11 protein-coding genes are annotated in these 9,780 nt (G+C 63.9%); 7 read left to right on the top strand and 4 right to left on the bottom strand.

What is annotated here, in order from left to right:
- Positions 1 to 102 precede the first annotated feature (102 nt).
- The gene (galU, locus tag ACREC7_RS13880) at positions 103 to 975 is read left to right on the top strand and encodes a UTP--glucose-1-phosphate uridylyltransferase GalU (protein ID WP_431556282.1); all 873 of its coding nucleotides are present in this window, start codon (positions 103 to 105) and stop codon (positions 973 to 975) included.
- A gap of 133 nt (positions 976 to 1,108) precedes the next feature.
- On the opposite strand, the gene ACREC7_RS13875 is transcribed toward galU, so the two are convergent.
- Complete coding sequence (locus ACREC7_RS13875) at positions 1,109 to 1,501, bottom strand: hypothetical protein (protein WP_431556281.1); 393 nt, start codon at positions 1,499 to 1,501, stop codon at positions 1,109 to 1,111.
- 427 nt (positions 1,502 to 1,928) lie between these two features.
- Between ACREC7_RS13875 and ACREC7_RS13870 the strand changes: the two genes are divergently transcribed.
- Genes ACREC7_RS13870 through ACREC7_RS13860 form a run of 3 tightly spaced genes read left to right on the top strand, consistent with a single transcriptional unit; the run spans position 1,929 to position 4,424 of the window.
- A complete protein-coding gene (locus tag ACREC7_RS13870; RefSeq protein WP_431556280.1) occupies positions 1,929 to 2,747 on the top strand; it encodes a chromate resistance protein ChrB domain-containing protein in 819 nt (272 codons plus the stop codon).
- 58 nt (positions 2,748 to 2,805) lie between these two features.
- On the top strand, positions 2,806 to 3,693 hold the full coding sequence (locus ACREC7_RS13865; RefSeq protein WP_431556279.1) for a DUF1259 domain-containing protein: 888 nt from the start codon (positions 2,806 to 2,808) through the stop codon (positions 3,691 to 3,693).
- An 11-nt stretch (positions 3,694 to 3,704) separates the two neighbouring features.
- A complete protein-coding gene (locus ACREC7_RS13860) occupies positions 3,705 to 4,424 on the top strand; it encodes a nickel/cobalt transporter (RefSeq protein ID WP_431556278.1) in 720 nt (239 codons plus the stop codon).
- 7 nt (positions 4,425 to 4,431) lie between these two features.
- Here the strand turns inward: ACREC7_RS13860 and ACREC7_RS13855 are convergent, their stop codons facing one another.
- The gene (locus ACREC7_RS13855) at positions 4,432 to 4,782 is read right to left on the bottom strand and encodes a DUF3147 family protein (protein ID WP_431556277.1); all 351 of its coding nucleotides are present in this window, start codon (positions 4,780 to 4,782) and stop codon (positions 4,432 to 4,434) included.
- Positions 4,783 to 5,682: 900 nt separating this feature from the next.
- Between ACREC7_RS13855 and ACREC7_RS13850 the strand changes: the two genes are divergently transcribed.
- From ACREC7_RS13850 to ACREC7_RS13840, 3 genes are all read left to right on the top strand, one after another.
- A complete protein-coding gene (locus ACREC7_RS13850; RefSeq protein ID WP_431556276.1) occupies positions 5,683 to 6,690 on the top strand; it encodes a KpsF/GutQ family sugar-phosphate isomerase in 1,008 nt (335 codons plus the stop codon).
- Between the two features lie 4 nt (positions 6,691 to 6,694).
- Complete coding sequence (gene glpD / locus ACREC7_RS13845) at positions 6,695 to 8,197, top strand: glycerol-3-phosphate dehydrogenase (RefSeq protein WP_431556275.1); 1,503 nt, start codon at positions 6,695 to 6,697, stop codon at positions 8,195 to 8,197.
- Positions 8,198 to 8,272: 75 nt separating this feature from the next.
- Complete coding sequence (locus ACREC7_RS13840) at positions 8,273 to 8,527, top strand: hypothetical protein (RefSeq protein WP_431556274.1); 255 nt, start codon at positions 8,273 to 8,275, stop codon at positions 8,525 to 8,527.
- Between the two features lie 3 nt (positions 8,528 to 8,530).
- On the opposite strand, the gene ACREC7_RS13835 is transcribed toward ACREC7_RS13840, so the two are convergent.
- The gene (locus ACREC7_RS13835) at positions 8,531 to 8,971 is read right to left on the bottom strand and encodes an NfeD family protein (protein WP_431556273.1); all 441 of its coding nucleotides are present in this window, start codon (positions 8,969 to 8,971) and stop codon (positions 8,531 to 8,533) included.
- Positions 8,972 to 9,141: 170 nt separating this feature from the next.
- Positions 9,142 to 9,780: SPFH domain-containing protein (locus ACREC7_RS13830; RefSeq protein WP_431556272.1), on the bottom strand; the 639-nt coding region annotated here is incomplete at its 5' end.

Here is a 9,780-nt window from a genome sequence, read left to right as displayed (position 1 = left end):
ACAGGTCCTGGACAAGCCGCTGTTGCAATTCGCTTCCCTCTGTCGGAAAGAGGGCGGCCTGCCTCCGATCCCGGGGGCATAACCCGCGATCTGAGGACCTAAATGGCCGCTCCCGTCCGCAAGGCCGTGTTTCCCGTCGCAGGCCTCGGCACCCGCTTTCTGCCGGCGAGCAAGGCGATCCCGAAGGAAATGCTGACCGTGGTCGACCGGCCTCTGATCCAGATCGTGGTCGACGAGGCGAGGGAAGCCGGCATCGAGCACTTCATCTTCGTCACCGGCAGGAACAAGAGCGCGATCGAGGATCATTTCGACCGCCAGCCCGAGCTCGAACAGGCCCTTGCCGCCCGCGGCAAGACGGCGGAGCTCGAGGCGCTCACCCGCGACCTTCCGGCGCCGGGAGAGACGAGCTTCGTGCGCCAGCAGGAGCCGCTCGGCCTTGGCCACGCGGTGTGGTGCGCCCGCGAGCTCGTGGGCCGCGAGCCGTTTGCGCTGATCCTCCCCGACGTGCTGGTGCAGAGCAAGGGCAAGGGCTGCACCGCGCAGATGCTCGATGTCTACGAGGCGCATGGCGGCAACATCATCGCGGTCGAGCCGGTGCCCGACGATCAGGTGAAGAACTACGGCGTGGTCTCGATCGGCGAAGGCGACGGCCGCGTGTTCCCCATCGACTTCATGGTGGAGAAGCCCGCGCCAGGCACCGAGCCCTCGAACCTCACCATCCTCGGCCGCTACATCCTCCAGCCAGAGATTTTCGACATCCTCTCTGCCAAGGAGACCGGCGCCGGCGGCGAGATCCAGATCACCGACGCCATGATCAGGCTGCTCGAGACGCAAGACTTCCACGCCTTGAAATATGAAGGGCGCACCTTCGACTGCGGCTCGAAGATGGGGTTCCTGCTCGCCAACGTGGCCTACGCGCTCGCCCGCCCCGACCTCGGCCCCGCTTTTGCCGCCGAGGTGAAAAAGCTGCTGTAGCTTTTCCTCATGCTGAGAAGCGCTGCGACAGCAGCGCGTCACGAAGCATCTGGCCTCATCCTTCGAGACGGCGCGTTCCGCGCCTCCTCAGGACGAGGTGGCTTCCCTCTCCCCGCGAGAGGGCACCGAATCCTTACTTGGTTGCGAGCCGCCACATGATCGGGGCGAGCGCGCCGAGGATGACGATCGGCATCCAGATGAACCACGCCGCGCCGGCATATTCCCCGCTCACGACACTATACAGGAGCGCGAGGCCGGACAGAGTGTAGGCCGCCGCGAGACCGGCGATGAACGGCTGCTCCTTGACCCACCCCTCCGATGCGAGCCACGGGCCGAGCGCAATGCCAAGAACGAACCCTCCGGCCCAGCGCACCCAACCCGGGTTGGCTGGCACGCCCGGATCTCCGCTCAGCTCCAGCAGAGAAGACGGCATCAGCAGAAAGCCGAAGCCGTAAATGACACCCACGATCGCGGCCGCTCGTAGAGCCCAGTTCGGGGCCTCGGTTTTGAGCTCAGTCTTTGCCATGATGCCCACTCTTTAGGACCTGCCGCCGAAAAAAGGAAGTTCGGCGGTCCCAGGGCAAGGTCCCATATACAAGGTCCCATATAAAAGAGGCCGCTCCGATACGATTTGAGCTTGCCCCTCAAGACATGGTCATGGCCGGGCTTGTCCCGGCCATCCACGTCTTACCCCCTTCCCAAGCGCCTGCCGAATACCCTGTCTCTCTGCATTTTTCAGATAGGCATCGGCGAGCGCAATGAGACGCTCGCGTCGCGTGCCTGCACGCGTCACGTCCGCTATTGACACAGAGCGGACATCGACCGGCATTCGCCCCAGCGTATCTTGACATCAAGCGCGGAGAGGTCATCTATTCGCGCATGGGGACCGCGATCTCCCCACGAGGCGCAAGCCGAAGCATCGCGTTCCGCTCCTTGTTGAGAAGGGACGCATCATGTCGGCTCCAAACACCATTTCAATCGACAAGCTTATCCGCCTTATCGGCACACCCAAGTGTCCGATGTTGGTGGATGTACGAGACGCAATTGCCTTCAAGGCTGATCCGCGTCTCATTCCGTCGTCCCACCATTGTGGCCCCGATGAGATAGCGGACTGGATTGGCGAGCGCGCGGGACAGTCTATCATTGTGGCTTGCCAAAACGGGACGAGCCTAAGCCAAGGCGCGGCAGCCTTCCTTCGAGGGCAACGCGTCCCAGCGCAAGTTCTGGAAGGAGGATTTGAAGCGTGGAAGCAGGCGGAGCTTCCCTTGGTTCCCTCCGCCAAGCTGCCTGCTGTTGACAGTCGTCGAAGAACCGTTTGGGTGACCCGCACACGACCAAAGATCGACCGCATCGCGTGCCCCTGGCTCATTCGTCGCTTCGTCGATCCTTTCGCCGTATTCCTGTTTGTTGCTCCGTCTGACGTCGTTGAGGTGGCGGAGCGTTTCGGCGGCGTTCCCTTCGACATCGAGAATGTCTTTTGGAGCCATCGCGGTGATACCTGCACCTTCGACACCATGATCGAAGAGCTTGCGTTAGGCACGCCAGCATTGCTCCGCCTGGCGACGATGGTACGAGCAGCGGATACTGCCCGCCTCGATCTGTCGCCACAGGCTTCCGGCTTGCTCGCAGCCTCGCTTGGCCTCTCACGCATGTATTCAGATGATCTGCAACAGCTCGAGGCTGGGATGCTGCTCTACGACGCCCTCTACCGTTGGTGCCGCGATGCGACCGACGAAACGCACAACTGGCCGACCAACAAGCCGAGTGCCTGATGAATGAAGCTCTTGGGGGTCCACTTAACGCAGGGGGGCATCAGAAAGGAGCTTTCAAATGCGCTACGCTCTCCCAACCTCCGTCCTCGCTTTCGGTTTGCTGCTATGCAGTCCCTCTCTCGCGGCTGACGTTGACTGGGGCAAGGTCGACGCCGCGCTCGGCAAATCTGCGTCAGTACAGGGCGACGTTCACCGTTACGGTATTCCGCGCAGCGACCTCCGTGTAACCGTTGACGCAGTGACCATTAAGCCTGCGCTGGCGCTTGGCGGCTGGCTCGGCTTCGAGCCGATCGCTGGCGGCGCGCTAGTCATGGGCGATCTCGTGCTGACGGAGCCGGAGATCGAACCGGTGATGACAAAGCTGCTTGCGAGCGGCATCGAAGTTACCGCACTTCACAACCACCTCCTGCGCGCCAACCCGGCCACCTACTACATGCACGTTCATGGCCATGGCGATGCCGTCGCACTAGCAACCGCCATTCGCGGCGCGCTTGGCGTGAGCAAAACACCATTTGGGCCTCCTGCCGCGCCTACGTCTCAGGCCGCACAGATCGACCTCGACACGGCAGCCCTAGATAGTGCCATCGGTGCGAAGGGGAAGGTCAACGGCGGCGTCTATCAGTTCTCGGTTCCGCGCAAGGACGCGATCTCGGATAGCGGCATGCCGGTTCCACCCGCTATGGGAACTGCCACCGTGATCAACTTTCAGCCTACCGGCGGCGGCAAGGCGGCGATCACCGGCGACTTCGTAATCACAGCTGACGAGGTGAATCCGCTGATCCGCGTTTTGCGCGAAAACGGTATCGAGGTAACGGCCATCCACAGCCACATGCTCAACGAGCAACCGCGCCTCTTTTTCGTGCACTTCTGGGCAAATGATGATGCGCTAAAACTGGCGAAAGGGGTGCAGGCGGCTCTTGAGAAGATTGGGGTCGCGCGCAGCTGACACGGGTCGGAATGAACAGCCTCATAGCTATCCAAGGTTGGCTCTATGGCGGCATGCGCAGCGGCCTTGGCGACGTGGCCAGTGGTGACACTCGCGCTGTCTTTGCTGCCATGGCAGCCGCCATCCTATTTGGCGCGGTACATGCAATGATGCCGGGCCACGGCAAAACGGTGTTGGTGTCCTACCATCTCGGTCAGCCGAGCAAGCTGCGGGAAGGCATAGCCAACGGCGCCATCCTCACCTTGACTCATGTCGGGCTCGCCATCGTCCTCGTCCTCGCTGGCTTCGCGTTTATCAGCAAAGCGTTCGCCCAGGGCGGGCGCACGCCGCAGTTCGAGGTTGCAAGCGGTGCCCTCGTCGCCTTGATTGGTGCCTTCTTGCTATGGCGCTCCACAAGGCACGACCACCACATGCATGAACGCGATGGCAGGACCCTCGCCTTGGTGACCGGCATGATCCCATGCCCGCTCACCACTTTCATCATGAGCTACGCGCTCGCGCGCGGGCTGCTCGCAGAGGGACTCGCGGTGACAGCAGCCATGGCCCTCGGCATGATCGCCACCATCGGCGGCATCGCGCTCGCTGCGGCGTTCGCGCGTGAGCGCTTCATGGGGCTGCTCGTCAGAACCGAGAGCTGGCGACATCGCGTGGGGCGGGTATTGGAGGTGGGCGGCTCAGTGATGGTGTTGGTGTTCGGCCTCTGGATGATGCTCAGGTCTCTCACACTCTGACGCAGGCTTAGAGATTGATCCCGAGTTTTGGCAAGAGCCAAACAGCTACCAAGTAGAGAGCCACGGTCAGAGCGCATGAGATCGCAAGAGCGGTCCAGAATGCAAAACCATTTCTCAGCATCGCGGGTAGCACGAGGAACATCGGCAGCGTCGGCAACACGAGCCAGAACGTTCCCTCCGAAAGAGCAGCTATCCGCTCATTGTCGCCCGTGTCTCGCCATAGCCAAATCATGGCGAGAATTGAAATAAGAGGTAGCGAGACAATTAGCGCACCATAGGCGGGACTGCGCTTGGCCGCCTCCGAAGCTGCCATGACGATCACTCCGGAGAGCAAAGCTTTGGTGATCAGGTAAAGCATCGTATGCCCTCGCGAGTACATATGTAGCACGAATGGCAAAATGTCCGCTCTTGGTACTTAGCGGACCTCTGCACCACTTATCCCCGCCCTCCGCGCCTGCATACACTCCTCCCATCCCTGCCCCATGAGGGATGCGTGACCTAGGAACGTCCTGGCATGAGAGGGCAGGGAAGCGGCGCCTGAGGAGAACCGCGAAACGGGCGTGCGACCTCATCTGAGAAAGAGTGGTCTCGCGTTTCGCGGCCGGTGTAACGGACCACCTCAGGGGCTCGTCTGCCCCCCGCCTGGGTTGGAAAGCCCGGGTCCATCTCTGCCGGCAGCTATACGCTGCCCGCGGAAGAGACGATAAGCGAGGGGAAGGGGCTCAATATATCGCCGCTAAGCGGGGCGCCGAGAGGCTGCCCACTAAAAATTAGGACGCGGCCGCTTGGCGCCCCGCATCCCTCGCTCTTTGACATGAGCCGGACGCTGAGCAGCGCCGCGGCAACGGAGTCGCATGTCTCGTCACGGCGCAGCAACGGACTCCATACCTCCCCCTTGTGGGGAGGTCCGGCGGCGCTCTTGCGACGCTGGGGTGGGGGGACTGCCGGGAGACACAGCCACGAGTCCTGCAAGAACGTGCCCCCACCCCGGCGCCGCCCCTGCGCTCAAGTAGCGGAGCGGTAGCGCAGTAAAAGGGGGCGGCGTCGGACCTCCCCGCAAGGGGGAGCTATGAAGCAAGAGTGTGGCAGCGGGAAAGCCGCAGTTCTCAATGCTTTGCGGGTGTTGATCGGAGGCGCTGCGAGGGAATAGAGTCGGCGGGCGCCTGGCCCTGGCCGGCGAATCGGCCTTTTCTCAAGAGGCCCGCAAGGCGCCCGATCTGTGCTACTAAGGGACGGGAAAAGCGGGGGAACGAGGGACATGGCTGTCAGCCTCAAACGGGACCGTTTTCCGGGACACGACGCGCGCGACGCGATTGCGTCCGCCGCGCGCACCATCCAGCTCGAGGCGCAAGGCTTGCGCGCGCTCGAAGCGGCCCTCGACACCGAGCTCCTCGACAGCTTCGCCGAAGCTATTCGCCTCATCCGCTCCTGCCGCGGCCGCGTGATCGTCACCGGCATGGGCAAGAGCGGCCATATCGGCATGAAGGTGGCAGGCACGCTCTCGTCCACCGGCACGCCGGCGTCCTTCGTGCATCCGAGCGAGGCGAGCCACGGCGACCTCGGCATGATCACCCGCGACGACGTGATCCTCGCCTTCTCCTGGTCCGGCGAGACGGTCGAGCTCGGCAATCTCGTGTCCTATTCGCGAAGGTTCGCCGTGCCGCTGATCGCGGTGACCTCGAATTCCGACAGCACGCTGGCCAAGGCGGCGGAAGTGGTGCTGGCGCTTCCCCATAGCAAGGAAGCCTGCCCGCACGGCCTCGCCCCCACCACCTCGACCACCATGCAGCTTGCGCTCGGCGATTGCCTCGCCATCGCGCTGCTCGAGAGCAAGGGCTTCACCGCCCGCGACTTCCAGGTTCTGCACCCGGGCGGGCAGCTCGGGGCCAGGCTGAAATTCGTGGGCGACCTGATGCACAAGGGCGATCGCCTGCCGCTCACCGCCGGCGACGTACCGATGGCCGAAGCCATCGTGGTGATGACCGAGAAGGCCCTTGGCTGCCTCGGCGTGGTCGATGAGAACGGCCGGCTTGCCGGGATCATCACTGACGGCGACCTGCGCCGCCACATGGGCAACGGGCTGTTGTCGCGCCGCACCGGCGAGATCATGACGGCAGCGCCGAAGACCGTATCGCCTGATCTGCTGGCAAGCGCCGCGCTCGAGATCATCAACTCATCGAGCATCACCGCGCTCTTCGTGGTGGAGGATGGGCGCCCGGTCGGCATCATCCACATCCACGATCTGCTCCGCGCCGGCGTCGCCTAGCCAGTTGGCCACGCAAAGCTTCGACGTTCTCGTCATCGGCGGCGGCATTCACGGCGCGGCCGTGGCGCGCGATGCCGCAGGCCGCGGGCTGAAGGTGATGCTCGCCGAGAAGGGCGACTATGCTTGCGCCACCTCGTCGGCCTCGTCCAAGCTGATCCATGGCGGCCTGCGCTATCTCGAGCAGCTCGAGCTTGCGCTGGTGCGCGAGTCGCTGGTCGAGCGGGCGCAGCTGCTCGTGACCGCGCCGCATCTGGTCGAGCCGCTCCGCTTTCTCCTGCCGATCTATGGCTGGCAGAAGCGCCCCGCCCTGCTGCTGCATGCCGGCCTTTCCCTTTACGATCTCCTCTCGATCGGCGACGGGCTGCCGCCAAGCGGGCGCCTCAAGGCCCCGGAGATCGCGGCTCTGCCAAGGCTCCGCCGCGAAGATCTTAGCGCCGTGCTGCACTACCACGACTGCCAGGCCGACGACGCCCGCCTCGTGCTTGCGGTTCTGCTCGATGCCCGCGCCCGCGGCGCCGACATTCTGAACCGCCGGGCGGTGACAAGGATCGAGCCGCTCGCCAACGGCTATGCGATCGAGCTCGACGAGCGCGGGGTCAAGCGCGAGGTCGATGCGCGCTTCATCGTCAATGCCGCAGGCCCCTTTGTCGCCGCCGTCGACGCCTTGAGCCGCATCGCTCCCCCGGCCCGGCCTTTGCGGCTGATCCGCGGCAGCCACATCGTCCTCCGAATGCCGGCGCCGCTCGAGGCCGATGCCTATACCTTGCAGGACACGGAAGACCGCGTGATCTTCGTGCTGCCCTGGCTCGACCGGCGCTTCCTCATCGTCGGCACCACCGAGGTGCCTGAAAAAGGCGATCCAGGCGCAGCGGCCTGCTCGGCCGAGGAGCAGGCCTATCTGCTCGACGCCTATAACCGCTACTTTGCCCCGGGCAGCGGACCAGCCACGGCCGCCGATGTGGTGTGGAGTTTCGCCGGGGTCCGCGCCCTGCAGGATCATGGCGAGAGGAAGTCGAGCCGCCTCACCCGCCGTCCGGCGCTCGCCAGCATCGCCAACGGCGGCGGCGGCTTCGTCACCCTTTACGGCGGCAAGCTCACCACTCACCGCGCCTTCGCCGAACGTGTGCTCGACGAGCTTCGCGAGCTCGACGCTTACATGGGTGGCCCCTGGACCAAGGACGTTCCCCTTTATGGCGGCGGAGAATCCCGCGCAACGCTTCTCTCCCTAATCGCCCAAGGCCCGGCAACAATCTCCCGCGAGACCCGCCATCGCTGGGCTTTCACCTACGGAGACCAGATCGAGAGGCTTTATGCGAAGCTGTTGCTCGAACCGACCCTCGCGCAGGAGATCGCCCCCGGCGTCACGCGCGCCGAGCTGATCCATGCCGTCGAGACTGAAGACGCCATGACGGCGGAGGACTTCCTGCTCCGCCGCACCAGACTGCATCTGTTGCTCGATCAGCGAGGCCGAGACGCCGTCGCGACGTGGTTCGCGACCAACGCTTGACCTCCAGTTGCGCCTGCAACCATCGACCTATAAAAGTGCAGAATACAACTATGGGGCGAAAAAGAGAGCAACGGCATGGCCGAATACACTGTGCGCAAGGGCAAGTGGTACGTCGCCAGGATCGCGCTTTCCGGATTCAACCGGTTTGCCACAAACCGCATGGTTGCCGCCAAGCTCGAAGATGCCGGCTTCACCAACGTAGTGGTCGAGGGGTCAGGAGGGATCAGGCTCGCCATAGGCTACTGGCCAAGCGACGACGCGACCGCGGAACAGCCGGTCGAGATCGTCGACATCGTCGAGAAGGACAGCGAGCCTGAAATACCGACCTAGCCCTTAGGCGGGCGCCACTTTCAGCAGCGTCCCGTCGGCGCCGAGCACGCGCACCCGCGTTCCCTTCGGCAACTCAGGCCCCTGCACCCGCCAGATCGAGTCGCCGATCTTGACGCTGCCCCGCCCGTTCACGATTGGATCGACGAGATCGTAGCACCGGCCGATATGCTGCACGGCGCGCTCGTTGAGCAGCGGGCGGTCGCTGTGCAGCGGGTTGTTGCGCAGATATTTCAGCGCCACGAGCACGGCGGCGAGCGACAGCAGGCAGAACCATACGAGCTGCCACTGCCAGCTGATGTCGAAGGCGAAGGCGAGAAGGCCGGTGACGGCGGCGGCCATGCCGAACCACATCAGGAAAATTCCGGGCGACATCACCTCGAGCGCGAACAGGATCGCGGCAAGGATCATCCAGGTCCAGGGACTCAGATTGGTGAACATGTCCATTGATCTCACCTCCGCGCCTTGAGCCTTTTCCGCTCCCCCCTTGCGGGAAAGCAGGCTCCGCTGAAGGCGGAGCCGAGGGGGGTGAAGTTCATTTTTTGACCCCCCTCCCTATCCCTCCCCCTCAAGGGGGGAGGGAAGAGCAATCGGCCAGACTCCACCATCGACTTGGCTTATAGCGAGGGTACGCCGCCGCCAGGACGGACCCGCGGCGTCGTGGTCGGCTGGCGGTCAGCGGGCGGCGAGGCCGAATTGCCGCCACGGTCGCCGAAAGCTTCGCGCGCGATTTCGGCGACGCCGGCGATCGCACCGATCACCGAGGTCGCCTCGATCGGCAGGATCAGCACCTTCTGGTTCTTGGCTTCGGCCAGCGCCTTCAGCGCGCCGACATAATTGTTGGCGACGAAGTAATTGATCGCCTGGACGTTGCCTTTGCTGATCGCATCGCTGACCACCTCGGTCGCCTTGGCTTCCGCTTCCGCCGAGCGCTCGCGGGCCTCGGCATCGCGATAGGCAGCCTCGCGGCGCCCTTCCGCGGCGAGAATCTGCGCCTGCTTGGCACCTTCCGCGGTCAGGATTGCCGCCTGCCGCTCGCCTTCAGCGACAAGGATCGTGGCGCGCTTGTCGCGCTCTGCCTTCATCTGCCGCGCCATGGAATCGACCAGATCGCGCGGCGGCTCGATGTCCTTGATCTCGATGCGGGTGACCTTGACACCCCAATTGGAGGTGGCGTCGTCGACCACTTTCAGCAGGCGATGATTGATCTCGTCGCGCTGAGAAAGAAGCTCGTCCAAAACCATCGAGCCCATCAC

The organism is Methyloceanibacter sp., assembly GCF_050728395.1.
Lineage (GTDB): Bacteria > Pseudomonadota > Alphaproteobacteria > Rhizobiales > Methyloligellaceae > Methyloceanibacter.
The sequence above is the reverse complement of the archived record's forward strand: the minus strand, read 5'-3'. Positions and strand labels throughout refer to the sequence as shown.